At 60.5% G+C, this 25401-nt stretch carries 18 protein-coding genes and 1 pseudogene; 9 read left to right on the forward strand and 10 right to left on the reverse strand.

Going from position 1 to position 25401, the window contains the following annotated elements:
- Positions 1 to 293: 293 nt before the first annotated feature.
- Complete coding sequence (locus HYG82_RS32060) at positions 294 to 1883, reverse strand: sulfatase family protein (protein ID WP_179261117.1); 1590 nt, start codon at positions 1881 to 1883, stop codon at positions 294 to 296.
- 343 nt (positions 1884 to 2226) lie between these two features.
- On the opposite strand from HYG82_RS32060, the gene HYG82_RS32065 reads away from it, so the two are divergent.
- Complete coding sequence (locus HYG82_RS32065) at positions 2227 to 3075, forward strand: hypothetical protein (RefSeq protein ID WP_179261118.1); 849 nt, start codon at positions 2227 to 2229, stop codon at positions 3073 to 3075.
- Positions 3076 to 3101: 26 nt separating this feature from the next.
- Here the strand turns inward: HYG82_RS32065 and HYG82_RS32070 are convergent, their stop codons facing one another.
- Positions 3102 to 4037 carry a phosphatase PAP2 family protein gene (locus tag HYG82_RS32070; protein WP_179261119.1) on the reverse strand — a complete coding sequence of 312 codons (936 nt, stop codon included), beginning with the start codon at positions 4035 to 4037 and terminating at the stop codon, positions 3102 to 3104.
- A 159-nt stretch (positions 4038 to 4196) separates the two neighbouring features.
- On the opposite strand from HYG82_RS32070, the gene HYG82_RS32075 reads away from it, so the two are divergent.
- Positions 4197 to 5879 (forward strand): NADH-quinone oxidoreductase subunit D, encoded by a 1683-nt coding sequence (locus tag HYG82_RS32075; protein ID WP_179261120.1) that lies wholly within the window; start codon positions 4197 to 4199, stop codon positions 5877 to 5879.
- A gap of 104 nt (positions 5880 to 5983) precedes the next feature.
- On the opposite strand, the gene HYG82_RS32080 is transcribed toward HYG82_RS32075, so the two are convergent.
- On the reverse strand, positions 5984 to 6271 hold the full coding sequence (locus HYG82_RS32080; RefSeq protein WP_179261121.1) for a hypothetical protein: 288 nt from the start codon (positions 6269 to 6271) through the stop codon (positions 5984 to 5986).
- A gap of 31 nt (positions 6272 to 6302) precedes the next feature.
- Here HYG82_RS32080 and HYG82_RS32085 point away from each other — a divergent pair, with 31 nt between their 5' ends.
- The 3 genes and pseudogenes from HYG82_RS32085 (at position 6303) to trpB (ending at position 8222) form a co-directional block, all read left to right on the forward strand.
- Positions 6303 to 6443, forward strand: coding sequence for a hypothetical protein (locus HYG82_RS32085; RefSeq protein ID WP_179261122.1), 141 nt, complete (start codon positions 6303 to 6305; stop codon positions 6441 to 6443).
- 241 nt (positions 6444 to 6684) lie between these two features.
- Positions 6685 to 6891: pseudogene (locus HYG82_RS44630) on the forward strand (YeiH family protein); the annotation flags it as partial.
- Positions 6892 to 7070: 179 nt separating this feature from the next.
- A complete protein-coding gene (gene trpB / locus HYG82_RS32095) occupies positions 7071 to 8222 on the forward strand; it encodes a tryptophan synthase subunit beta (protein ID WP_179261123.1) in 1152 nt (383 codons plus the stop codon).
- A gap of 51 nt (positions 8223 to 8273) precedes the next feature.
- Here trpB and HYG82_RS32100 read toward each other — a convergent pair whose 3' ends face one another.
- The 4 genes from HYG82_RS32100 to HYG82_RS32115 all read right to left on the reverse strand — a co-directional run bounded on the left by HYG82_RS32100 (position 8274) and on the right by HYG82_RS32115 (position 13732).
- Positions 8274 to 8684: an HIT family protein gene (locus HYG82_RS32100; RefSeq protein WP_179261124.1), complete on the reverse strand. Its 411-nt coding sequence runs from the start codon at positions 8682 to 8684 to the stop codon at positions 8274 to 8276.
- 254 nt (positions 8685 to 8938) lie between these two features.
- Positions 8939 to 10000: a glycosyltransferase gene (locus HYG82_RS32105; RefSeq protein ID WP_179261125.1), complete on the reverse strand. Its 1062-nt coding sequence runs from the start codon at positions 9998 to 10000 to the stop codon at positions 8939 to 8941.
- 812 nt (positions 10001 to 10812) lie between these two features.
- Positions 10813 to 12483 (reverse strand): hypothetical protein, encoded by a 1671-nt coding sequence (locus HYG82_RS32110; protein WP_179261126.1) that lies wholly within the window; start codon positions 12481 to 12483, stop codon positions 10813 to 10815.
- Between the two features lie 574 nt (positions 12484 to 13057).
- Positions 13058 to 13732 carry an ICP22 family protein gene (locus tag HYG82_RS32115; RefSeq protein ID WP_179261127.1) on the reverse strand — a complete coding sequence of 225 codons (675 nt, stop codon included), beginning with the start codon at positions 13730 to 13732 and terminating at the stop codon, positions 13058 to 13060.
- Positions 13733 to 13933: 201 nt separating this feature from the next.
- Between HYG82_RS32115 and HYG82_RS32120 the strand changes: the two genes are divergently transcribed.
- From HYG82_RS32120 to HYG82_RS32130, 3 genes are all read left to right on the forward strand, one after another.
- Complete coding sequence (locus HYG82_RS32120) at positions 13934 to 15763, forward strand: S9 family peptidase (RefSeq protein ID WP_179261128.1); 1830 nt, start codon at positions 13934 to 13936, stop codon at positions 15761 to 15763.
- Positions 15764 to 16076: 313 nt separating this feature from the next.
- Entirely contained in the window at positions 16077 to 17018 is a 942-nt protein-coding gene (locus tag HYG82_RS32125) for an ABC transporter ATP-binding protein (protein ID WP_179261129.1), read from the forward strand.
- Complete coding sequence (locus HYG82_RS32130) at positions 17015 to 17830, forward strand: ABC transporter permease subunit (RefSeq protein ID WP_179261130.1); 816 nt, start codon at positions 17015 to 17017, stop codon at positions 17828 to 17830. Before HYG82_RS32125 ends, HYG82_RS32130 begins: the two co-directional genes overlap by 4 nt.
- A gap of 79 nt (positions 17831 to 17909) precedes the next feature.
- Here the strand turns inward: HYG82_RS32130 and HYG82_RS32135 are convergent, their stop codons facing one another.
- From HYG82_RS32135 to HYG82_RS32145, 3 genes are all read right to left on the reverse strand, one after another.
- The gene (locus HYG82_RS32135) at positions 17910 to 18971 is read right to left on the reverse strand and encodes an NAD(P)-dependent glycerol-1-phosphate dehydrogenase (RefSeq protein ID WP_179261131.1); all 1062 of its coding nucleotides are present in this window, start codon (positions 18969 to 18971) and stop codon (positions 17910 to 17912) included.
- 260 nt (positions 18972 to 19231) lie between these two features.
- Complete coding sequence (locus HYG82_RS32140) at positions 19232 to 22219, reverse strand: PAS domain-containing sensor histidine kinase (RefSeq protein ID WP_179261132.1); 2988 nt, start codon at positions 22217 to 22219, stop codon at positions 19232 to 19234.
- A gap of 308 nt (positions 22220 to 22527) precedes the next feature.
- Positions 22528 to 23574: an NAD-dependent epimerase/dehydratase family protein gene (locus HYG82_RS32145; protein WP_179261133.1), complete on the reverse strand. Its 1047-nt coding sequence runs from the start codon at positions 23572 to 23574 to the stop codon at positions 22528 to 22530.
- A gap of 172 nt (positions 23575 to 23746) precedes the next feature.
- On the opposite strand from HYG82_RS32145, the gene HYG82_RS32150 reads away from it, so the two are divergent.
- Entirely contained in the window at positions 23747 to 25372 is a 1626-nt protein-coding gene (locus tag HYG82_RS32150) for a PQQ-binding-like beta-propeller repeat protein (protein ID WP_179261134.1), read from the forward strand.
- Positions 25373 to 25401 lie beyond the last annotated feature (29 nt).

Consider the following 25401-nt stretch of genomic DNA (forward strand, 5'->3'; position numbering starts at 1 on the left):
GCTGGGTCGGGGCGAGTGACGCGATTCACCCGTGTCGACTTCTCCCTCGACTGAAGTCGTGGATTATCGCGCTGTTTTCGATGTAAACGAACGGATGCTCTCGCCGATTAGGCCCGCTGTATGTGGGGAGGAAGGCCCCATTGACAGGGCTACACGCGCTGAAAAGCACACCGTTGGTCACAACTCGGTGGCGACCTTCGACGTTCCACGCGAAAGCGTACGTGAGAACCGAGGAAACGCGCAACCTGAATATCCCCTTCGGGGAACCCTCACCCTTTAGGGCGGGGAGGATGTCAAAGATAGCCCAGATCCGCCAGCCGCTTTTTCGTTCCCTCTCGCATCGCTACGTCACCCGTCTCGCCGGCCTCACCGAGAGGGTCAAACTGCTCTTCGAGCCGACGACGAAGCGTCCGCACGCGCTGTGGGTCGTCGTCGCTGATATCCGTTTCCTCGAGCGGGTCGGTCGAAACGCGGTGGAGGCGCTCGAAGCCGTCGTCGCTGCGGACGTACTTGTACTCGTCCGTACGGATCGCCCGCAGCCGTCGGTCGAAGGCCCGGACCCGATCGGGAATCTCGCCGAAGCGGTTTTCCAGGCGTTCGATCGACGGCTGCGGAGCGGCGTACTCCGCGAAGACGGCGTCGCGGGGCTCCGTGTCGGAATCGGGATGGAACGAACGGCTCGACCACTGCTGGCGCAATTCCGGATCGTCGATTCCGGCCGCCTCGAGCATCGTGGCGGGGAGGTCGAGCAACTGGACCAGGTCGTCGCGTCGCCCACCGCGGGTGAAGGCGCCACCGTGACAGACCAGCGGGACGTGCAACAGCGTATCGTAGAGGTTGTACTGGTGGCCGAAAAAGCCGTGTTCGCCGATGTGTTCGCCGTGGTCGCCACAGACGACGAACAGGGTGTCGTCCCACTCGCCCGCAGCTTCGAGGGCGGCCCGAAGGCGACCGACCTGGTGGTCTACGTAGGCGAGTTCGGCCCGGTAGAGGCCGCGGAGCAGGGCGAACTCGTGATCGGAAATGTCGTAGTCTTCGCAGTCGTAGGCGCGAGGGTCCTGACGGATCGCGGTTGCGGCGTCGTAACTGGCGCCGTCGGGGAGAAACCGTTCTGCGTACTCCTTCGGCGGATCGTACTGAACGTGGGGCTCGATAAAGTTACAGAACAGGAAAAACGGCTGGTCGTCGGTCCGATTCTCGAGCCAGTCGGCGACCCAGTCCGTCGACCGAGCAGCACCGTCGTCGCCGGGTGGCTGTAGCAACTCACTGTAGAGGATGTTGGCCGCGTTGACGAACGGGTTGCCGTCGAAGAGCCGATCTCGAGTTGCGACGATTTTCTCCCGAAGATCCTCGCCGCGGACGACTGCCCCCATATCGGCGTCTGTCTGGATGTACTGCCAGCCCTTCCGAAGGTCGTCGAACCCGCGCTCGAAACCGAACTCCTCGGTTATCCAGGTGTTGTTCGAGACGCCGACCGTCTGACGTCCGGCGTCGGCGAACGCCTCGGGGAGGGTTCGAAGCTCATCTTCGAGATAGGTGTGGCCGCCGTGCGTACCGTGCTCGGAGGGGTACGTCCCGGTGAAAAACGACGCGTGGGAGGGCAACGTCCAGGGGGCAGTCGCGAACGCGTTCGTGAACGCTGTTCCCTCGGCTGCAAGTCGGCTCAGGGTCGGCGTCGGGTTCGCATCCGTTCCCTCGGTACTCGAGACGATCCGATCGTCCGAAGAGCGGTCCGTTCCGGCACGGCCGGACTCAATCACGGCCCGATCGCCCGTATCGGTTCGGTTGCCAACGCTTCTGGCTCGAGCCGTATCGAGTACGACGAAAACAACGTTCCGCACAATACGATGTGACTCACCGTCACGTCCGTTGGATTCCGACATATACCTTCCATCCACGTCACGTGCGGAAGGTCACAACCCCGGAGTATGCAGGGGGATAATCCGGGATATCGCCGACTGGTTGGGCGCAAATCGTCGATCTGCGTAATTTCGGCCCGAAACGTCTCTGGCGGGAGGGTCGTTTCACTCGAGTGGAAGCGACGATGCCCAGCGCCGCCGTCCCGAGAATTCAGCAAACGACGCTGGAATGGGTGTCGATGTCCGGGGTCGGGTATTCAGTTGCCGGTCGAATCTTCATCCGACGGGACGGCGTAGCGCCACCGAGTCGACGCCGGTGGGCCGTTCGGCGTGAGCAGCCACTGATGCGTCGCTCGGAGTGCATTCGATGACTGACCACCACGATCACGATACGGCGACGAACGGTTCGACGAATCGTCTCGACGACGTCACCGATCTCGAGGGGGATGACGTCCCGACGGGAACGGACGACGCGGCCTCCCCAGCGACCGTCGGAGTGGCGAGCGGAACGCTGCCGTTAGTCGGTGGCGGCCTGCTGGTGCTTGCCGCGATCCGCTCGCGTATCGAGAATCGGACGCGAGCGATGCTGCTTGGCATCACTGGCATCGGGCTGATCGGGCTCGGCTTTCGAAAGCGTCGCTCGAGCGAGGCCGCCGACGTCCCGGAGGTCGAAGGCGGGACCGAGGGGAAGGAAACGTCGGATGAAGCCGCTTCCGCGGCGAACCGGATCGATTCCGGCCGCGTCTCCGAGATCGAGCCGGACGGGGAGATCGCAGACGAGCCCGAGATCGGCGAGTCCAGAACAGCGGAGTCCGACATCGAGTACACCGAGGAAGCCGACGAAGAGCCGCGACAGAGGCCGGGCATCGAAGCAGAAGAAACCGATCCCCGGCGCGACACTGACGCCGAAGTCGCAGTTGACGTCTCGAATTCGGCGATGGCGGACGAAGAGAGCGAGGCGACGGGACCGAGTTCCGAACAGGCCCAGCCGACGCAGACGGAAGGGACAGAACCGGAAGCAAGCCCCGCGGAGGACGCCTCCCACATGAAGGTCGATCCGCCGACCGAAGACGATTCGGAGCCGGACAGAGACGATGCGGACGGCGAACGCGATGCAGACGATGGAGACGACCAGGGTAACGCAGACGATGCGGACGACCAGGGTAACGCAGACGATGGGGATGACGGTGGCGATACGGACGAAGGCGAACAGTAACAGTCACGATCGTACAGGAGATCGGCTTACTGTGAGCCGGATGGAGCCTGCCGTCCGCGGTTTCGGACCTGCTCGCTTCGGGAGATGACGGGGACCGCGACGAACGTGGCGGCGGCTGCGCCGAGCGTGATACTCCGAAAGGCAAGCGAAACGGGACCGGAGTACGCAGTGATGACAACGAGAACGCCCACCGCGAGGGGTGCGACGATCGCTCTTGCAGTGAGTAGCCGGTTTGATCTGATCGGCCCGCGGCCTTCTTCCCGCGCTCGAGCGAGAAGGGCAAGTTGCCAGCCGGCGAACGCGCCGAGTGATGCGCCGAACAACAGCACAGCGTCGGGAGTCGCCCGAGAGACGATGAGTGTGACGGTGGCAAGTCCGACCGCGAGCGTGAAACCGATCGTGGCGCGAGACGCAGGATACCGGTTCAGTAGTGGCCAGGTGAGAAGCAGCAACGCCGCTCCGGCACCGACACCCGCGACGACGTCGACGAGATAGTGGACGCCGAGTCCGATGCGCGAGAGGCAGACGGCCGTCACGATCGCGCCAGCACCGAGGTACCGTCGACGGCGCGTGCTGACGGACCAGTACTCGGCCAGGCTCAGGTAGACGACCGTCGACATGAGCGCGTGACCGCTCGGAAACCCGTATCCGGTGGCCGTCGCGGTCGCCTCGTACAGTGGCCGCGTCAGTTCCGGCAGCGTCCCGGTTTCGACGAGCACTCGTTCCGGCCGTGGGAGTGCGAAGACTGCTTTCAATCCCGTAATGAGCGATAAACCGGAGAGGGTGATTCCGACGATAGCGGCGGCTTCGTCGCGGTCGGACCTGTCCGTCCAGTAGACGATACCGACGAGCAATCCGAGAAACCAGACGTCGCCGAGTTGCGTGACGAGCCCGAGCAGGACGACGCTCCAGTCCGGAGCGACCTCTCGGAACGCGTCGAACCAACCGATCCCGCGAGTCATAGTCCACCCTACGTGCGTCGGCATACATAAACCGTTTCGCTGGAAGAAAGGATCGTCGTTCCGGCTCGAGGGAGAGTCACCCCGAAGCGGGAAAACCCTCATTTCCGCGTCTCCGGTAGGCTAGCTGAGACGCGCCACGAGCGTGGCGAGGAGAACGCAATGAGCGAGACACCAGTGCCCGAACGCGAAATCGATCCGGAATACGACCACCGGCGCGACGAAGGTGCCGACGAGACCGAACTCGAGGCCCTTCTCACCGAACACGCGATCGGGCGGGACGACCACGAGAACGCACCGGCGTTCGTGATCCGGCCGGACGAGGTTCAGGAGGTACTCCGCCTGCTACGCGACGAAGCGGGGTTCGATCACCTCTCGTGTCTCACGGCCCAGCAGTATGCGGATCGCTACGAGTCGATTATCCACATGACGAAGTACGACCAGCGCACACACGAGGTGACGCTGGTCGTCCCGCTTCCGACCGACGACCCCACCTGCGAGTCCGCCGAACCGATTTTCCGAACCGCTGACTGGCACGAACGAGAGGCCTACGACCTCGTCGGGATCGAATACGATGGTCACCCCGACCTCCGGCGGATTCTCCTTCCGGAGTCGTGGCTGGGCCATCCGCTCGCGCTCGAGTACGATCAGGACAAACCGCAGGTCGTTCGGTACGCAGAGCACGCGAACCCGCTCCAGGCGGACCATCGCGATCGCGAGTCGGAGACGATGCTGCTCAACATCGGCCCACACCACCCGGCGACCCACGGCGTGCTCCACCTCGAGACGGTGCTGGACGGCGAGACGGTCGCAGCCGTTCAGCCAGATATCGGCTATCTTCACCGGTGCGAGGAGCAGATGTGTCAGAACGGGACCTATCGCCACCAGATCATTCCGTACTCGAACCGCTGGGATTACACGGCAAACCTTCCCAACGAGTGGGCGGTCGCCCGTGCGATAGAGGACATCGCCGACATCGAGGTACCTGCCTACGCACAAGTCCTGCGGACGATGGCGACCGAATTTGGGCGCCTGCTCGGCCACTTCCTCGCGTTCGGGACCTTCGCACTGGACGTCTACGGCGATTTCACCGCCATCTTTCAGTACGCCATGCGCGACCGTGAGGTCGTCCAGGACATTTTGGAGGATCTAACCGGCCAGCGGATGATGTTCTACTTCTTCCGTCTCGGCGGCGTCTGCTGGGATCTTCCCGAACCCCGCGAGGAGTTCATCGAAAAGTGCCGGGATTTCCTCGACGAGTTACCCGCGAAGGTCGACGAGTACCACGACCTCCTGACCGGCAACGACATCTTCCAGTTGCGAACGATCGACACCGGCGTTCTGGAGCCCGCGGTCGCAAAGGACTACGGCTGTACCGGCCCGGTCGCACGGGGCTCCGGCATCGATTACGACGTCCGTCGTGACGATCCGTACGGCTACTACGAGCACCTCGAGTGGAACGTGGTGACGGAAGACACCTGTGACAACCACGCGCGCGTCCTCGTCCGAATGCGCGAAGTCGAAGAGTCGGCGAAGATCATCGAACAGTGTCTCGATCTCGTCGCAGACTGGCCCGAAGACGAGCGAACGGTCCAGAGCAACGTCCCGCGGACGCTGAAACCCGACGCGGGAACCGAAACCTACCGCGCCGTCGAGAGCGCGAAGGGCGAACTCGGGATTTACATCCGCGCGGATGGTTCGAATTCGCCGGCCAGATTCAAGATCCGCAGTCCGTGTTTTCACAACCTCGCGGCGTTGCCCGAGATGGCCGAAAACGAGTACGTCCCTGACCTGATCGCGTCGCTGGGAAGCCTCGACATCGTCCTCGGGAGCGTCGATCGCTGAGAAGTGAGACGAGCATCGTCACCGAACTCGGACCGCGCGATTGTTCGTCGTTGTCAGTCCGTCCAGACTCTCCCAGAGGTACTCGCGAGCGAGTGTATTTCCCTTTAGACCGAGGGAGCGTCACCCCTCGAGTGCGTCGCTCCATCGATTCGTTCGGCTGCCAGTCCCGTCCGAGTCCGGTCAGGCCGCTCTCGGTTCTCGAGCATCCCTCCGATGGTCGAGTCAAGCCGGAATTCACCCATCCAACCCGCAACTGCGGTCACGCGCTGCCGACGTTCGGCCTCGGTCACTCGAGTGGAGAGGCCACCGGGCTCGACTACCCCGTCGTATCCGAGCGTCTGTGGTAGCTTGTCGGCATTATTTGCCGGTATCTCGGACAGTATCGGTATCAATTAACTGTAACGACGTTCGGAATCCTAACACATGTCGAGCGACGGATCGTGGTCGAACATCGGCATCGTTATCGACCGCTGGTCGGCGCTGGAACGCGACTGGAAAAGCGTCGTCGTCGGGGGAGCGATCGTCGTGCTGGGTATGGCGTTCGAATTACAGATCCCCTGGTGACGGGATGGACGTTCGTCGTCTCCTACCGGGGATCATCGCGCGCTGTCTCGGTGCGTTTCTCGCCCGAGCGGTCGCGCAGTTGCTCGGGTTCAACCATCTGCTGTTCGCATCGCGCTCGGGTTTGTCATAACGAACGTCGTCGATATTCCGCCCCGAATCAAACCGGGTCTCGCCACGCACAAACTGTGGCTCGGCGCTGGGATCGTTTTCATGGGTGTTTCGGTGTCAATCGAGGCCGTTCTCGAGTCTGAGCGTTTTCACGGCGGCCCAGCAGGCGTCGATCGAGAACGTCTCCAATTGGTTGTTCCTGCTGGCGTTCGTCGGCCTCGGAACCGAAATTCGACTCTCCGAGCTCCGGTCCACCGGGCTAACGCCGGCCGTCGTCGTTCTGCTCGCCTTATTCGTCGGAAATGGCCTCTCGCTAACGATCCTGACCGTTCTGTTCTGATCGAGTCGCTTTCGCGTTCGATCTGCATCTCTGACGCGACGCGAGCGGGCTGAAAAGAGCAGTCGGAGAGAGGCGCAATATTTTCCCCAATGTTAGAACGGCGGAAAATTCGTCAGAGTTGGCGCTGACACGACCGTGGCACAGAACATATTTGTCGGTATGCGCGCAACCAGCGGCATATGTCCAACGGAGAGTTCGAAGGATATGGTGGGAGACACGTTCCAAAGCCGCTTCGGGAGCCGCTCGAGGAACTGGCGACGGCGTACGACGAAGTCGGCGAAACCGAGGCGTTCCAATCGGAACTGCGCGGCCTCCTCGAAGAGTTCGCCGGCCGACCCAGCCCCCTGTACTACGCGCGCAACCTGAGCGAACGCTACGGCGCGGAGATTTTCCTCAAGCGCGAGGATCTGCTCCACGGCGGCGCACACAAGATCAACAACTGTCTCGGGCAGGCGCTGCTCGCAAAGCGGGCGGGCCGAAACCGGCTGATCGCGGAAACCGGCGCGGGCCAACACGGCACCGCGACGGCGATGGTCGGCGCGTTGCTCGACCTGGAGACGGAGATCTATATGGGGAAAAAAGACGTCGAGCGCCAGGAGATGAACGTCTTCCGGATGCGGCTGATGGGCGCCGAGGTCAACGAGGTCACCCGCGGCGACGAAGGACTGGCTGACGCCGTCGACGCGGCGCTCGAGGACTTCGCCCAGAACGTCGACGACACGCACTACCTGGTCGGCAGCGTCGTCGGCCCGGACCCGTTCCCGCGAATGGTTCGTGATTTCCAGAGCGTCATCGGTCGGGAAGCACGCGAACAGATCCAGGAGCGGACGGGAGCACTGCCCGACGCCGCAGTCGCCTGCGTCGGCGGCGGCTCGAACGCGATCGGTCTCTTCCACGCCTTCCGCGACGACGACGTCGAGTTCTACGGTGCCGAAGGCGGGGGCGAGGGATCGGATTCGAGCCGGCACGCTGCTCCACTCGCGAAGGGACAAGACGACGTCCTTCACGGAATGAAGACCCGCGTCATCGACGACGACGTCGAAGTCCACTCCGTCTCCGCAGGACTCGACTACCCCGGCGTCGGCCCCGAACACGCGATGTTCCGCGCCGTCGGTCGCTGCGAGTACCAGGGCGTCACCGACGACGAGGCACTCGCCGCCTTCCGGGAGCTCAGCGAAACGGAGGGCATCGTCCCCGCCCTCGAGTCCAGCCACGCGATCGCTCGCGCGATCGAACTGGCCGAGGCGGGCGATCACGACACCATCCTCGTGAACCTCTCCGGTCGCGGCGACAAAGACATGGAGACAGCGGCCGCGAAATTCGATCTGTAGCTCCGAATCGTCGTTTCTCGACAGTCGCCGAATCTCGAGTCGCGAGTCGCGTTACAGGGCGGATCGGAGGCGTGCCGTCAGCGCTGCGGCCTCGTCGGGATCGAGTTGGCTCCGAGACAGGGACAACGACACGTCGTCGCCATCAAAGCGGGGAACGAGGTGAACGTGTGCGTGTTCGACGGTCCCGACCAGCGGCCCGCTGGTGTGAAAGATGCTGAATCCGTCTGGGTCGAGTGCTTCCTCCAGAGCGCTCGTGACGGTTCGAACCGTCTCGAAAACGGCCATCGAAGCCCCCTCGTCTATCGTCAGAATCTCCGCTTCGTGGGCGCGTGGAACGACCAGACTGTGACCCCGTACTGCTGGACGGCGGTCGAGAAACGCGACCGTCTGCTCGTCCTCGCAAAGTACGTGTGCGGGTCTCTCTCCGGCAACGAGCCGACAGAACTCGCAGGTGTCGACCATAGCCCGATTCTCTCTCGAATCGACATATAAGTACCCCTACTGAAACGTCGACCGTCGTTTGAAAACTGAACCGTCTCTCGCACCGTCGTGATTCGACGGTTCTACAGGCGGAGCAGGCCGAATGCCACGGGGTCGTTCGAAAATCTCCGATTTCCGTGATCAAGCGAAACCAACGGTTTCGCGGACCTCGCGAATCTTCGATTCGCTCAGTCACGAGAATGGAAGATTCTCGACCGACTTGGCCCCGAGGCGGTTCACAGAATCCCGCGATCCTCCAGAAGCGCCCGGTACAACTCGAGATACCGCTCGGCGACGGACGACCGGTCGTAGTCGGCGAACCGATCGTCGAATTCGCGGCGTTCGAGATCGCCCGCCGCGAGGATGGCCTCGCCCAGTTCGGCCTCGCTGGTGGTCCGGAATCCACGGTTCCAGCCTTCGACGAGTTCGTGAGCGCTCGAGTTTGCGTGATATTCCACGATGCCGACGCAACCGGCGGCGAGCGCCCAGAGCATTTCCGTCGGAAAGACACAGTGTTCGGCCGTCTGGACGAAGATGTGCGCCCCGCGGTAGACCGCGATCCGGTCCTCGAGTGTTAGATTACCGAGGAACGTCACGCGGTCTTCGATCCGGAGGTCTCGCGTGAGTCGCTCGTAGGTCTCCCGTTCGGGTCCGTCACCGACGACCGTCGCGGACCAGTCCCGGTCTCGAAGTTCGGCGAGGGCCAGCAGCAGGCTCTCGAGGTTGGCCCCGTCGTCGAGTCGCCGGGCGTATATCACGTCGACTTCCTCGCCCGGTTCGACGTCTCGGATCAGTTCAAGATCGATCGGGTTCGAGATCGTCTCGACGATATCGCCGTCGGCTCCGAGTTCTCGGACCCACGTCCCGACGAGTTCCGAGGGGGTGACGATACGGTCGGGCCTCCCCGTCGCAAGCCGCGTCCACCGCGTGTCGTCAATTCCTCCGTCGCCGTACCACTCGACGAGCAGCGGGGCACGTGCGAGCGTCGCCCCCCATCGGGCTGCAAGGATCTGACCCGGCGGTTGTGCGGCGGCGTGGATCACGTCAGGGTTCGCCGCCGCGAGGACGAACGGAAGTCGCAAATAGAACGAACTCCGTGCATCGAGACCAGTCGAAACTGCATGGTAGGTGATGCCGTCCTGCTCGAGCGTCGAACCGTCGCCGGCCCAGAATCCAGCGCAGTAACAGTGAACGTCGTGGCCGCGTTCGCTCAGAATCTCGAGGACGGTCCGGAATTGTTGGTTCGTCTCGGTGTCGCGGTGATGAACCGTTTCGAACGAGACGAACGCAACGTGCATCTGCTCGCAGAATGCAAGCGAGAGGATAAAAACTCTACTTGTTTCGTACGGGGCCAAATGAGTTCAGGAGGTACACGACGGCCCTATCTCATCGGTCTAACTCGTGACGACTCGCTATTCTCGGGTGGAGTCGCCTGGGTGACGTGGAAGAACGATCCATCACGGACGAGCGGTACACCCGTACCGAAGTATATCATCTTCGGATCATCTCGTCGGTTCCCGCGTCGACGCGACGACGCATCGTCCGGGTCGACGAAACTCGATGGCGCCACGAATTTTACCGTCTAAAACGGTGGGACTCGTGCCAATCGAACGATCGACAGCGGCTTTCCACTGGGTAGCATCCGCTCGAAGTCACCGCGTAGGTCGAACCCGTTGCGCCGGCAATAGTGGGGCTGTCTATCGGAGTCGCGACTGGATTCGACGTTCCCGCCGTATACCGGGTCCTGGTGACACCAGCAAGTCGCCGCGCTCGATGGAACTCGAAAGAGAGCCGACCGACGGGAGAGGAACCGTGCCGTTACAGCGCCCCCTCAACGATTTAGCCTGCTCGAGGTTCTGTGCGCGGGCACCTACTATCGTCGAACGCACTGTTCGTTTAGAGCGTGCGGATTCAACCGGTTTCGCTCACGAGAGTTGCTATTCCAGCTGCTCAGGGTAGTCGTCGGTATCGTTCTCGATCCCTCTCTTTTTTATTTTCGGATAGCTCACACTATGTAATCTCCCATCCATTTCAAAAACGGATGTAACGAAGAGCGACGTCGAATCGAGTCGGGTTACCTCATACTTCGATCGGTAGCTCGCGGCTTTCGTTAGCTGTTGTCACTATTGCTGTCATTACTGGAATTGGTGTTTTTATCGTTGGTGGTACTGTTGCTGCCCCTGTCGTTTCCATTATTGACATCCTTATCATCGGTACCGTCCTGGGCATTGTTGTTGTTCTCGCCGTTGTTGCTGTTCTCTTCGTTGTTGTTCTCGCCGTTGTTGCTGTTCTCTTCGTTGTTGTTCTCGCCGTTGTTGCTGTTCTCTTCGTTGTTGTTCTCGCCGTTGTTGCTGTTCTCTTCGTTGTTGTTCTCGCCGTTGTTGCTGTTCTCTTCGTTGTTGTTCTCGCCGTTGTTGCCGTCCTCGCTGTCTTCGTCGTCTCCTCCATCTTCACCGTTCTCGTCGTCCTCGCCGTCTTCACCGTTCTCGTCGTCCTCGCCGTCTTCGCCATCATCACCATCCTCGCCGTCTTCGCCATCTTCGCCATCATCACCATCCTCGCCGTCTTCGCTGTCTTCGCCATCATCACCGTCTTCTCCGTCCTCGCCATTCTCGTCGTCCTTGCCGTCTTCTCCGTCCTTGCCGTCTTCGCCATCCTTGCCATCTTCGCCATCATCACCGTCTTCTCCGTCCTCGCCATTCTCGTCGTCCTTGCCGTCTTCTCCGTCCTTGCCGTCTTCGCCGTCTTCGCCGTCTTGGCCATCATCACCGTTCTCGCCATCCTTGCCATCTTCGCCATCATCACCGTCTTCGTCGTCCTCGCCGTCTTCGCCGTCTTCGCCATCATCACCATCCTCGCCGTCTTCGCCATCATCACCGTCTTCTCCGTCCTTGCCGTCCTCGCCGTCTTCGCCGTCTTCGCCGTCTTCGCCATCATCACCGTCTTCTCCGTCCTTGCCGTCCTCGCCGTCTTCACCGTCCTCGCCGTTCTCGTCGTCCTTGCCGTCTTCTCCGTCCTCACCATCTTCACCGTCCTTGCCGTCCTCGCCGTCTTCGCGATCCTTACCGTCATCGGCGTCTTCGCTGTCGGTGGCATCTTGACCATCGTCGGCATCTGCAACTTCGTCACCGACGTCTATCTGGTCATCCTGCTGGTCACCGTCTAGTGCCCCATCTGTAACCTGCTGTTTAGCCTGCCGATCCTGGGATACGTCATGTTCTCCACGGTCGTCCGTTTCCGTGGTAACCACGTCTCCAGTTCCATCGGTATTAGCACTGGTACTAACCTGACCGTCCTCGTCAGGACAGTCGATCGTAATTAGCACCTCACTGTCGTCCCCCACCGTCGTAACGTCGTCTGGGATGTCAAGCGGAACCTCGGTTCCGTCCGCTTCAGCAGTGAGGTTGTATGTCCCATCCTCGAGATGAGTGAACGTGACGTTATCGTTCGCTGCAACAGTCTCGTTTTCCTGCTGGGACGGTGGCTGATCGACGTCGACTCGCTCGAGCGTGAGTTCCACCGGTACGTCAGTCGGATTCGAAACGTCGATCTGCCCGCTTCCAAGCTGACACTCAACTGTAACGTCGAGTACCTCCGGTTCGGTCGTCTGATCGTCGTCGGATGACGATGGCGCGTGCGTAGTCGTATCGCCACTCGCCATGGCGAGTCCCGCACCGAACGTCATTCCGATAACAGCCATCAGAACGACGAGTATCGTCAATGATGTTCGTATGTGAGCACCCGAAATCGAATCAGTACTGTCCGCTGGTTTGTCTCTCATGGTTTTCAAACTGCAACCCACCTCGATGATCATCACGTGCTTTGTTATGGACAGAAGACAAACAGTCCGAGTGATTGCTAATTTCCAATACTAGTATTTGTTGATCTGAGATTTAATTGAATGCTTAAAAATTGTCGTATTTATTGCTATGGAACAATCCGTAGTCAAACAGAGAACCGTTACAGACCCACTGCAGTCGTCGAAATGTCGCCTCTTGTTACAAGGTGCGTGAACGAAATATCGATCACGAAGAGCCTCACGGTCGAACGCAAGGAAAGTATGTGATAGCGGCTATTACCACCGCTGCGAATCCGACACGATCCGCTGTTGAACCGCACTTTCCCTACAGACGTCATATGCTGCCAGACGCCGTCAAATCGACACCCGTCGGCGGGATCACGGATCGCGTTTACGTCCTTCCTGGCGGTAATGGCGAGTGACCGGCAACGAATTACCTTTCGTTGCTGGCGGATCACGGGAAAACCGCTCGAGCCGAACGACTCGTACTCTGTATTCGATCCCGGAATCGGAAGAAGGGGCAGTCAGTATCGGCAGAATCATCGGTAGTCTTCCCTCAACCCGTTCCGTCGCTGGCCTCGGCGTCCGTCACTCGGTCGTCCGTTTCGTCACCCGCTGGGTCGGTGGTACCACCAGTCGTTTCATCCTCCACATCGGATTCGTCACCCGCAGTATCGTTGCTGCCATCGGTTTCAGTATCCGCTCCAGTCTCGGTTGCAGTTTCGGTATCAGCCTCACTGCTGGTCTCGTTTCCGCCACCAGTTTCGTACCCGTCCGCCGTCTCGTTTCGGTTGCTCGTTTCGTTCCCATCGGTCGTCTCGTTTCCGTCACCAGTTTCGATCCAATCACTCGTCTCGTTTCCGTCACCAGTTTCGTTCCAATCACTCGTCTCGTTTCCGTCACCAGTTTCGTTCCAATCACTCGTCTCGTTTCGGTCAGCGGTTTGGTTATCACTTCTCTCGGTACCGCCTCTGTCGATCGAATTCGTGTTCGACTCGTTGGTATCCCGGTCAGCGTCTTCGTCTCCGGATACACCGGCGGCCGCCCCGCCTTCGTCACTACTGTTCGATCCCAGCGACGACAGTTTGCTTTCAGTCACCGAATCCTCGGACGCTTTGGTCGCGAACTGCTCTGGGCCGACAGCCGCGACGGTCAGCCCGAATACGAGGAGTATAATCGCAATTGGTACGAAGACGGTCCCGACCGGCGGCGAATCGGTTTCGTCTACCATCGTCCGTAGTAGTCATGTTGAATGACTTCGTTAATCGCTGCAATCTCTCTTCGGACGACACTATCCCGGAGAACAGTCGTTCGTCGTTCGATGTACAGACGATCCATTGATAGGAGGCAATCGATTCCTACTCGGCCGCCCTGAGTGTCAGCTATCACATAGACCGAAACGACTACCCCCTCGAGTCCGTACGGCTGGAGCATGAACAATTACGATATCGAGCGGTATCTCAACGTCCGTAGCGCGTACGGCGCTTCGTTCGGACCCAGCGGAGAACGGCTCTCTTTCCTGATGGATACGACCGGAACCTCGCAGGTCTGGACCATCGATTCCGCTCGTGCCTGGCCTGAGCAACGGACGTTCTTCGAGGAACGGGTGACGTTCGCCTCGTGGTCACCCGAACGGACGGAGCTGATCTTTGGAATGGACGAGGGTGGCAACGAACGTGCCCAACTATTCCGGCTCGATGCGGCGACCGGCAAAATAGAGAACCTCACTGCGATGCCCGAGGCCAAGCACCGCTGGGGCGGATGGAGCGACGACGGCGAACGATTCGCCTTTACCTCGAATCGCCGCGACGAGTCCGTCTTCGACGTCTACGTTCAGGGTCGCGACGAGACGGGCGATGATGCACGGCTCGTATACGAGGGCGACGGCTGGCTCTCGCTTGCCGGCTGGAGCCCCGACGACTCCCGGCTGCTCGTCTCGCAGGCCTACTCTAACTTCGATCAGGACCTGTACGTGCTCGACCTCGAGGCTGAGAAACCAGATCTCGAGCACGTCACGCCACACGAGGGCGACGTCCGCTACCAGAGCGCAAGCTGGGCACCTGACGGTGACGGAATATACCTTGTCACCGACGAGGGCGAGGCTGACACCCTCTATCTGGCATATCTCGATCTCGATGGCGGGGCACGAAGTGCCCCCGAGACCGTCATCGATGGAAACGGATGGAACGTCGACGGCGTTGCACTGGACGACGAGACGGGCAGGTTCGTCTGCTCGCGAAACGTCGACGGCTACACGGAACTGACGGTCGGCGAGTTCGACGCCGCCGACCCCACCGAATACGAGACGTTTCCCGAGCCCGACCTTCCGGGCGGCATCTCCGGCGGCGTAAGCTTCGATCCCGACGCAGAACGGTTCGCTCTCTCGACGACCGGGGATACGGTCAACACGAACGTGTTCGTCATCGACGTCGAGAGCGGCGAGGCCGAACGGTGGACGAGCGCACCAACCGCAGGCATTCCTCGCGAGACGTTCGACGGGTCCGATCTTGTTCACGTCGAGAGTTTCGACGGACTCGAGGTTCCTGGCTTCCTGACCGTGCCGGACAATTGCGAAAACGGAAACACGCCCGTCATCGTCGACATCCACGGCGGACCGGAGAGCCAGCGCCGACCCTCGTTCTCGAGCGTCAAACAGTACTTCCTCGACCGAGGCTACGCGTACTTCGAGCCGAACGTGAGAGGATCTGCGGGCTACGGGGCCGAGTACGCCGCCCTCGACGACGTCGAGAAGCGGATGGACTCGGTCGCGGACATCGAGGCCTGCGTCGAGTGGCTGGCGGACCATCCAGCGATCGACCCTGACCGGATCGTCGCTAAAGGCGGCTCCTACGGTGGCTTCATGGTACTGGCTGCAATGACCGAATACCCAGATCTGTGGGCTGCCGGCATCGATGTCGTCGGCATCGCCAACTTCGTCACCTTCCTCGAGAATACCGGCGATTGGCGGCGGGAACTACGCGAAGCCGAATACGGCTCGCTCGCAGAGGATCGAGAGTTTCTGGAAGAGATTTCGCCGACTAACAACGTCGAGCGGATCGAGGCGCCGCTTTTCGTTCTCCACGGCGAGAACGATCCTCGCGTCCCGGTCGACGAAGCCGAGCAGATCGCGGAGCAAGCGGCCGAACAAGGAGTTCCAGTTCGCAAGTTGATCTTCGAGGACGAAGGCCACGGGTTCTCGAAACTCGAGAACAGAATCGAAGCCTATTCCGCGATCGCAGATTTCCTCGACGAGCACGTCTGATTACCGACGATAGTATTCCGTGTGAGACCCGAAAGACCGTCGATTCGTTCCGAAGACGGTGCAACCGGTCGGAAGGGGCGAAGCGGAATGGGGATATTGATTGCCCGCGTCTCCGTGTCCCTTGCGATCGCCGGTGAACGCGAGTCTGGAAGTGGCAAATCCTCCTGTCGATTCCGATCAGCCGACGGTGCCGTGTTCTCATTATCGCTCGAGGCGCCTGTTCGGCTCTTTCGTCGCCTGAAACTGGAGAGAAATATCTGTTCTGATGGATACCTACAAAAACTATACAGTATTCGACAATGAAATACCGGTTATGGCCGCCATTCAAACAACCGGACTGACCAAGCGATACAACAGGTCAGTCCTGGCCGTCGACGATCTCGACCTCACGGTCGAGGAGGGGGAAGTGTTCGGATTTCTCGGTCCGAACGGCGCGGGGAAATCTACGACGATCAACATGCTCCTCGATTTCGTTCGTCCGACCAGCGGGACCGCGACGGTACTCGGCCTCGACGCACAGGCCGACATCGCCGAAATCCGTCATCGAATCGGCGTTCTACCGGAACAGGCGAGCCTTTATGACAGACTCACCGCCCGCGAGCACCTCAAATGGGTCATCGACACGAAGCGGGCCGACGACGAACCGGGAGCCATCCTCAAACGAGTCGGTCTGTACGACGACGGATACCGCTCCGTTGGGGACTATTCGAAGGGAATGGCCCAGCGGCTGGGGCTCGGAATGGCGCTGGTCGGCGATCCGGAACTGCTGATTCTGGACGAGCCCTCCGCGGGACTGGACCCGACGGGAAAACAGGAGATGCGCAGGATAATACAGATGGAAGCCGACACCGGGACGACCGTCTTTTTCTCGAGTCACATCCTCGGCGAAGTCGAGTCCGTCTGCGACCGGGTCGGAATTATGAACGAAGGGAGACTGGTCGCGACCGGCACGCTCAACGATCTTCAGGGCGACCTCAATCTCGATGCGACGATCACGCTCGAAGTCGAGCGAGCGCCGAAAAATCTCGCCCTCCATCGACTCGACGGCGTCCGATCGGCCAGCATCAAGGGAACGACGATCACCGTCACCTGCACCGACCCTGCAAGCAAGGTCGACGTCGTCCAGCACATCGCGTCCGCAACGGAGGTCCACGACATCATCTCCGAGGACGTCTCGCTCGAGCAACTGTTCAATACGTACACGAACGAAGAGCAGATGGACGAAGAGACATCGGGCATAGGGGTGACAGCATGAGCACGCTCGCGGTGGCAAAGAAGGACTTCCTCGACGTCTGGCGATCCAGAGTCGTCTGGTCCGTTAGCGTCCTCTACATCTCTATCGTCGCTCTATTTTTGTATTCCGAGCAGAACAGGGGCCCAAATCCGGACGTGGAAACCGCTCTGTTGAACCTGATCGACATCGGCGCGATGTTCATCCCGCTCGTCGCCCTCGTTTCGGCGTACCTCGCGATCGCCGGCGAACGCGAGTCCAGCAGCATCAAGTACCTCCTGTCGGTCCCGAACACGCGCCGCCAGGTCGTTCTCGGGAAGTACCTGTCACGAGCCTCCATGGTCACTATTTCCGTTATCTGTGCGTTTCTCGTCGGAGGGGGACTCGCACTCAACTGGTATTCCACACTCGATACGGAGATGTTCGTTGGTATCGCAGCTCTGACGCTCCTCTATACGCTTACCTACGTCGCCATCGCGATCGGCATTTCTGCATCGGCGGCATCCCGATCGCGGGCAATGGCTGGAGCGGTCGGCTTTTTCTTCGTGACGAACGTGTTGAATCTGTTCGGCCCACTCGAACGCGGTATCAGGTTTTTCCTTAACGACCTTGCCGGGCTCGGGGTCCCCGATTTCGGGATCAAATTCATGCAGGTGCTTATCAGTCCGACGGCGGCATACCTCGTCGCCACACCAGTAGCGTTCCCCGGAAAATCGGTCCCGCCCCAGTATCCGTGGTATCTCCAGGGCGAAGTGGTGATCGCCATTCTGTGCGCCTGGCTGATAGTGCCAGTCGTAATCGGAATTCGTCTGTTCAAACGCGCCGATCTCGACTGACGTCAATCTACCCGTTAGGACGGTGTTAGGCGGACTACAGAGGCGTTTTCCCTCTCCTAGCGGAGCGTTTCTCGGTCGCTCAGTCGATGACGCCGGTTTTCTTCGCGACGTCTCGAGCGGCACGCTCGTTCATCCCATCGCCCAGAATCGTATACCGATCTCGAATTTCGTGGCACGTGGTCAGCGCTTCGACGACGGTCTCGTCGTCGATGCCCAGTTCCGCCGCAGTCGTCGGCGCGTCGATACTCGAGAGGGCATTGCGAATATCACGCCAGATGCCCCGGTCGCCTCCATGGAGGTAGGCGGTCATAACTGAGCCGACGCCGACCTGGTGGCCGTGGAGGGCTGCGCCGGGTGCCAGTCGGTCGAGTTGGTGGGAAAAGAGGTGTTCGGCACCGCTTGCGGGCCGCGAAGAGCCGGCGATGCTCATCGCGACGCCCGAGGACATGAGCGCCTTCGTGACGACCCAGGCCGACTCCTCGAGGCCTGGCCGGATGAGTTCGGCGTTGTCGACCAGGATTTCGGCGGTCATCTCCGAGAGCGCGGCGGCGTACTCGGAGTATTCGACGTCTTTCAACCGTTTGGCCAACCGCCAGTCCATCACTGCGGTGTAATTCGAGATGATGTCAGCGCATCCGGCCGTCGTCAGTTCCCACGGCGCATCGGCGAGGGTAGCGGTGTCGGCGACGACCGCAAGCGGCGGCTCTGCGGCGACGCTGTGGCGGGAATCCCCGTCGGGGACGGAGCCGCGATTGCTGACGATCCCATCGTGGCTCGCTGCGGTCGGAACGGAGAGAAAGCCCATTTCGAGATGGTAGCTGGCCATTTTCGCGATATCGATGGCCTTTCCACCGCCGATTCCGACGAGGTACGCGGCGCCTTCGGCCTCGGCAACCTCGATGACTCGCTCGACGGCGTCGAACGTCGCTTTTTCGACCGTTACGATTTTGGGTTCGATCCCGGCAGCCTCGAAGTCAGCAGCGATGGGGTCCGCAGCGACCTCGCGGGGCGTCGGGCTCGTGACGAACAGCGGCCGCCCCTGCAGGTGGAGATCGTCGACCACGTCCACGACCGCGCTCCGGACGCCGTGGCCGACGACAACGTTTCGCGGGAGGCGGATCCACGTCGACTTCTCGAACATATCACTCCTTTCTTACGGGAACATTTAGTAAGTGAGGTTCGCTCGCTGCGCTTTTGGGATTCGAAGACTCCGAGTACGGTTGATCGACGTGCGCCGGATTGCTACTCGCTCGAAGGCGACGGTCTCACTGTTACTCGCCCGGATCGGCCTACACTGGGACAGCGAACGACCAGGAGAGCGACCACAGCCGATAGCGACGGTCGTGCGTCACCGGTCGGCTTGCCTGAGCAGCAGCCGGTCGATCCGACACAAGCGTTCGGTCACTCGTCGCAATCACGTGCCGCCGGCAGCGTAAACGAGAACGTCGAACCGACACCGGGTTCTGCCTCAACCCAGATCTCGCCGCCGTGGCGTTCGACGATTCGGCGACACAGCGCGAGTCCGATACCCGTCCCTGCGTGCTCTCTACGGGTATGCAACCGTTGGAATACCTCGAAGATGCGTTTCTGATCGTCGGTTTCGATTCCAACCCCCTCGTCACGAACTGAAATGACCCAGTCGCTGCCGTCGCGGTCGGTAGTGATGTCGACCCGAGGCGGTTGGTCCCCGCTGTACTCGATCGCGTTGCTCAGCAGATTCTGGAAGACCTGTCGGAGTTGACTCGCGTCTCCTTCGACGTGTGGAAGATTATCGGTCGTGATTTCGGCGTCGCTCTCTTCGATCTGTATCTGCAGGTCTTCGCGAACATTTTCGACGATGACGTTCAAGTCGACCACTCCGAACGGATCGCCGTTCGTTTCGACCCGTGAATACGTAAGCAGGCCGTCGATCATTTCGCGCATTCGCTCGGCACCGTCGACAGCGAACTCGAGAAATTCTTCTCCGTCCTCGTCGAGCGCATCTCCGTATCGCTGGTCGATCAACTGGAGATAACTCGTGACCATACGCAACGGCTCTTGAAGATCGTGGCTCGCGGCATACGCGAACTGTTCCAGTCGTTCGTTCGATTTCTCGAGTTTGCGACGGTATTCCATACGCTCGGAGATATCCTGCATCATCAACATTCCGGCGTAAATCTCGTCGTCAGCGTTTCGAACGGGGAGCGTATACCCGACTAGATGCCGACCGCGGTACTCCATCTCGAATGTCCTCGACTCACCATCGAAGACGGCACGAAAGTGTGGTTTAATCTCCTCGATTACGTCGTCGGAATAGCGTTCGTAGATGGAGGTGCCAACTACCTCGTCGGATGAAATATCGAGTTCGGCCAGAATCTCTCCACCTGCGACGGTGTACGTCAACGCTTCGTCGTAGAGCCCGACTGCTCCGTTCGGGAAGTGTTCGACGAGCGTCCGATAGCGACGTTCGCTCTCTTCCAGCGCTCGTTCGCGCTCTTTCCGTTCGGTGACGTCGCGGGCAACACCGATTCGCACGCGGTCGTCATCGGGTAACAGCGAGAACGTTGCCTCCGAGTGAACCTGGCCCCCATCTGCCGTCTCTATTACCGTTTCTACCATCGGCTTGTCGACGGTTCCCGCCGCCATCTCCGCCTCGAGGTCCGTTGCCCGTTCGATAGTCTCGTCGTCAACAACCAGTGAGACGTGCGACCCGAGCAGTTCCTCTCGAGAGTACCCGGTTAGCTCCGTGTACGCCTCGTTGACCATCGTGAATCGGCCGTTCTCGTCGACCGTGTAAATGCCGTCGTTGACGGTCTCGACGATCGTCTCGTACTTCGTTAGTTCACGCTCGCGTTCTTTGCGCTCGGTGACATTTCGAAAGTATACTGAAACTCCGGATTCGGAGGGGTAGAGATTCGCCTCGACCCAGAACCCGAACGATTCGTCGTAAAATTCGATGGTCATCGCTTCCTGTGAGTTCATCGCCGTCTGGAAGGTAGTTCGGACCTCGTCCTCGCCAGCGACCGCCGGAAATACGTCCCAGTGGTTCTTGCCAAGCAACTCTTCCTCGGAGTATTGGAGGAGATCTTCGGCACGCTCGTTGACGTGGGTAAATCGGAAGTCTTCGTCGACTGCATAGAACGCGTCCGATATTCGATGAAGAATGCGCTGAAGTTCGTTTTCGAGTTCCTGCTCGCGTTCGTGCCGATCGGTCATATCGCGCGTTACTTTCAGATACCCACGGTGAGTGTCGTCCCCGTCCCAAATAGACGTAATCGTCACGTTTGCCCAGAACCGGCTGCCGTCCTTTCTGATGCGCCACCCTTCGTCTTCGATCGATCCTGCTTTCGTCGCTTGCTCGAGATTGTGCTCGGGAACGCCCGCCGCTCGATCCTCCTCGGTGTAGAACGTCGAAAAGCTCTTCCCAAGTATTTCGTCGCGGTCGTAGCCTTTGATTTCTCTTGCTCCTTCGTTCCAACTGATTATGTGGCCGTCCCGATCGAGGCGGAAGATAGCGTACTCTTCGACGGCGTCGACCAGCGAGTGAAACCGTTCCGTGGTGTCCTGGAGGGCATCTTCCGATCGTTTCCGATCCGTGATATCGTAGTAGAGCTCGATTCGGCCGCCAGCGTACTGACCCGACTCGATCGGTTTGCTCCAGTGTTCGAGCCAGCGTTCCTCTCTATCGTCGCCTGCGGCGACGTGGCATTCGAACTCCTCGATGTAACTGTTGTCACCGTAGGTGGCCAGAACCGTCTCCGCGAATCGGTCCGGGTCGTCGATTTTGTCCAACACGTTTTCGCGGACGACCCGTCGTTTGTCACGACCGATAAGGGTCTCTCGATCGAGGTCCAGATACTGTTCGATCGTCTCGTTGGCCGACGCGACCTCGAATTTGTCATTAATAATGAAGACGCCGATGTTCGCTTCGTCGAGAACGCTCGTGATCGAGTCGTACGACGCCCGCGTCGACTCGGACGTTGCTGGCCGCTTCGTTTCTTCGGAGATGTCCCGCGCAACGCCGATCGTTCCCTGACATTCCTCCTCTTCGATAAGCGGGGTAATACGTAGTTCGCAGGGGAAAGTCCCTCCGTTCGCTGTCTGGACGGCGGTCTCAAAGGTAGCGACGCCTGTCTCGTCCGTGTCGAGCAGATTTTCGGTTTCACGTTCGATTCGATCGATATCGTCGTCGGTGAGAACGAGCGAGACGTGCTCGCCGAGGAGTTCATCGCGAGGGTACCCCGTCATTTCGACGATGACGTCGGTAACCGCAACGAAGTGCCCGTCAGAATCGAGCTGATATATCCCGTCGTCGATCGTCTCGACGAGTGTGCGATACCGGTTGAGCGCTACATCGTCCGAAACGTCCCCACAGAAAGCTTCGGTAGTCGCGCCCGCTCGTGAACACATGATCAGTAAAAGACCGTTGCGATAATTAAACCACTCGCTGCCTGTGTGCTGTTGCAATACTACTCGGAGCAACGGATCCAGGGCGATAGCTGGTTCCGATCGCCTCGTCATTCGTCATCGTGATCGACAGATGCTGCCAGGCCGAGTACCCCGGGTTGATCGAAAATCGGATGGTTTTGTGACTGAGTGGAGCGAAGCGGCGTGAGTGCATCGTTCCCGCAAGATCAGCGGGGCGTTCGTCCCGCCGACATTCAAGCAATCATCGGCGCTGTATGCCAACAGCAAGCGATTCGGGAGCCAGGACGCTATCAAAGCGTCTCGAGAATCCCCAGCACGCGCTCTTCGGCCTCCCGATCCGGTCCGTTTTCGTCCCCGTCCCGGTCGCTCTCGAGGTGGTCTTCGACCGACTGCTGCATCGCTTCCTCGAGCGGCGTCGATTCCCAGCCTAACGCGGCGAGTTTCGAAGTCGAGAGAACGTGCGGATACGACCGGTAAAGTGGATAATCGTCCAGTGTAACGTCGCCAGCTGCGAGTTCTCGAGGGCCGGCGTGGACGAGTTCAACATCGCCCGCTCTCGGCCCGCTTTGCTCACCGTCTGTGCGTTCCGTGTCGCTACGCGCCACGCTGTCCAGCGAGTCGGCGATCAACTCGATCATCTCTTGGAGCGTTACGAGCCGTCGATCACCGACGTTGTAAGCTTCGCCGGCTTCGCCGCGTTCGGCGACGATCCGCAGTGCGCTGGCGACGTCTTCGACGTAGACGCGATGGCGGAGGTTCGTCCCATCTCCGGGAACGATGACGCGGTCGAACCGGTTCACGCGATCGACCCACCAGTCCAGTCGTTCGGTGTGGTCGTGGGGCCCGTAGACGATCGGCGGGCGGACAACCATCGTACGGATGCCCTCCTCTGCTGCAGCGAACGCCGCTCTATCGCCCTCGGCTTTCCGGTTTCCGTAGGTCTCGAACGAGTCGTCGGTCGCTTGCTCTGCAGTACAGGATTCGAGCGGCGTCCGGTCCTCGCGTTTCGGAATCTCTTCGCGGCCGTAGGCTGCGCCACTCGAGACGTAGACGTAGGCGTCGCAGTCGGCGAAGATCCCGGTCGCGGCTCGGACGTCCCGCGGGTGATAGGCGACGCAGTCGAAGACCGCGTCAGGGTCGACGGACGCGGCCACTGCCTCGAGAGCCGTTTCGTTCGTCCGGTCGCCTTCGACGTGGTTGACGCGGTCGTCCTCCGCGAACGGGTTCTCGCGGTTCCCTCGAGTGAGCAGCGTCACGTCGTAGTCGTGTTCACGCAGGTCGTCGACGAGGTGGCGGCCGATAAAGCGAGTGCCGCCGATAACGAGAGCACTGTCCATGTGCGACCGTCGCGATTACGGGGGAAAACGGTGGCGGATAACCGGTCGCCGCCACGGGAGCCGTCGGTGCCACACGAATCCGTCGTACTTCCATCGGGTGCAATAGTTGTATAGTGAACAAATACTCGATAGGAACTCGATAGTATTGTCCCTGATCTGCGGTGACGTCGATATGCCGGACTGGCATCGCCGTTCGCTGTTGGCGACCTGTGCAACGCTTTCGACCACTGGCGTCCTCGCATCGGAAGGATCGTCGACCGATCCAGACGACGCAAGCGACGTGGCGCAGTCGGGCGTTGCCAGCCCTCCTGACGGGTGGTCGTCGGCCTGGGGCAACGCCGGAAACACCGGTTACCTGCCCCTCGAAGACGAGTTTCCCGAACCGAATTCCATCGCCTGGCGCTACGAGCTGCCGAGTTTTCGCACGTGGCACGACGGAAAAGTCGCCGTCGTCGACGGTCGGATCTTCCTCCTGACCAACTACGCAGAAACCGACGAGAGAGTCGGCGGTTTTTACCAGACCTACGAGAACCAACTCCACGCGCTCGACGCCGAGACCGGCGAACTCGAGTGGCAGGCCGAAGTCAAAGCGAAAAAACGGCCGACAGTCGTCGACGGAACAGTCTACGTGGAGGGGAGAGACCGCGTCGTGGCGTTCGACGCCGCGGATGGCTCGGTCAGCTGGGAGCGGGAACTCGATACCATCGAGTGGGTGACCAATCCGACGCCAGCAGACGGGGCGCTCTACGTCGTCGCCGGGGAGACCCTCTACGCGCTCGATGGCGACGACGGATCGGTCCGGTGGCGACGCGAACGGGTCACGGTACGGCCGGAGAACGAGGCGATGGGCGACCCCGTCCCGACGTCGTTCGCTGCGGAGACGGTCGCCATCGTGGACGGGACCGTCTACGCGATAACGAGGCCGTGTAACGAGAACAGTTCGAACGAAGTCGAGGAGAAGGAGGGGGTCGCCGCGCTGAGCGCGAAAACGGGCGAACCCGAGTGGGCGGTCGTACCCGAGGGCGGCGTGAGCACGTTGCTCATGGCAGCCGACGAGTTCGTCTTCGGCAGGAAAGTAGCCGACATGAACGATGAAACCATTCTTGACCGCCACACGGGCGAAGTCGTGGGGCGAGAAACGGTAGACACCGTCGCCGCGACGTCGGACGTTCGAGTTACCTACGACGGCGGGGCACCAGGCGGCGGCGACATCAGCGTCCATCCGTACGACGACGGGGAGCACTGGACGGTCAGCGGCGTGCATTCTCAGGCCCCGCTCATCGTGGGAGAGACCCTGATCGCCTTCCAGAACGGTTCGGTCACCGGGTTCGATCTCGAGTCCGGGACGGTGATGTGGCGGTGGGAGCGCGACCTCGATCCACGGGCACTGGTCGCGGTCGACGAGAACACGCTCTACGTCGGGATCAATACTGAGCTCGTCGCGCTACGGCCATCGGACGGCGAAGCCGACGATCAGCAGGATGACCCTGATGATGACGGTCAGCAGGACGACCCTGATGATGACGATCAGCAGGACGATCCTGATGATGACGATCAGCGTGACAGACCGGACGACGAGAACGAAGACCAGTGTGACGAACCTGACGAAACCGACGTCGACCAGTGTAACGAACCGGACGACGAGAACGACAACCAACAGGATGAGTCGGAGAAGCGACAACCCGATGACGACGACGGAAGCAGGGACCCCACCGACGATGACGACGACGGAAGCGGGGACGCCACCGATTCGGACTGTCCGCGCGAAGCGACCGACTCCGTTCGAGGAGATCAGTAAGTGCGGTGATGAGCAGGGAAAGGTTCTAT

Origin of the sequence: Natrinema halophilum, assembly GCF_013402815.2 — an archaeon.
Taxonomy (GTDB): Archaea; Halobacteriota; Halobacteria; order Halobacteriales; family Natrialbaceae; genus Natrinema; species Natrinema halophilum.

What these genes read in the sequence shown, in the direction of transcription:
- HYG82_RS32065 (WP_179261118.1), top strand. Translation starts at nt 2,227, where the DNA reads ATGACTGACCACCACGATCACGATACGGCGACGAACGGTTCGACGAAT.
- HYG82_RS32075 (WP_179261120.1), top strand. Translation starts at nt 4,197, where the DNA reads ATGAGCGAGACACCAGTGCCCGAACGCGAAATCGATCCGGAATACGAC.
- HYG82_RS32110 (WP_179261126.1), bottom strand. Translation starts at nt 12,483, where the DNA reads ATGAGAGACAAACCAGCGGACAGTACTGATTCGATTTCGGGTGCTCAC.
- HYG82_RS32115 (WP_179261127.1), bottom strand. Translation starts at nt 13,732, where the DNA reads ATGGTAGACGAAACCGATTCGCCGCCGGTCGGGACCGTCTTCGTACCA.
- HYG82_RS32120 (WP_179261128.1), top strand. Translation starts at nt 13,934, where the DNA reads ATGAACAATTACGATATCGAGCGGTATCTCAACGTCCGTAGCGCGTAC.
- HYG82_RS32085 (WP_179261122.1), top strand. Translation starts at nt 6,303, where the DNA reads ATGTCGAGCGACGGATCGTGGTCGAACATCGGCATCGTTATCGACCGC.
- HYG82_RS32100 (WP_179261124.1), bottom strand. Translation starts at nt 8,684, where the DNA reads ATGGTCGACACCTGCGAGTTCTGTCGGCTCGTTGCCGGAGAGAGACCC.
- HYG82_RS32135 (WP_179261131.1), bottom strand. Translation starts at nt 18,971, where the DNA reads ATGTTCGAGAAGTCGACGTGGATCCGCCTCCCGCGAAACGTTGTCGTC.
- HYG82_RS32150 (WP_179261134.1), top strand. Translation starts at nt 23,747, where the DNA reads ATGCCGGACTGGCATCGCCGTTCGCTGTTGGCGACCTGTGCAACGCTT.
- HYG82_RS32140 (WP_179261132.1), bottom strand. Translation starts at nt 22,219, where the DNA reads ATGTGTTCACGAGCGGGCGCGACTACCGAAGCTTTCTGTGGGGACGTT.
- HYG82_RS32130 (WP_179261130.1), top strand. Translation starts at nt 17,015, where the DNA reads ATGAGCACGCTCGCGGTGGCAAAGAAGGACTTCCTCGACGTCTGGCGA.
- HYG82_RS32060 (WP_179261117.1), bottom strand. Translation starts at nt 1,883, where the DNA reads ATGTCGGAATCCAACGGACGTGACGGTGAGTCACATCGTATTGTGCGG.
- HYG82_RS32105 (WP_179261125.1), bottom strand. Translation starts at nt 10,000, where the DNA reads ATGCACGTTGCGTTCGTCTCGTTCGAAACGGTTCATCACCGCGACACC.
- HYG82_RS32145 (WP_179261133.1), bottom strand. Translation starts at nt 23,574, where the DNA reads ATGGACAGTGCTCTCGTTATCGGCGGCACTCGCTTTATCGGCCGCCAC.
- trpB (WP_179261123.1), top strand. Translation starts at nt 7,071, where the DNA reads ATGTCCAACGGAGAGTTCGAAGGATATGGTGGGAGACACGTTCCAAAG.
- HYG82_RS32125 (WP_179261129.1), top strand. Translation starts at nt 16,077, where the DNA reads ATGGCCGCCATTCAAACAACCGGACTGACCAAGCGATACAACAGGTCA.
- HYG82_RS32070 (WP_179261119.1), bottom strand. Translation starts at nt 4,037, where the DNA reads ATGACTCGCGGGATCGGTTGGTTCGACGCGTTCCGAGAGGTCGCTCCG.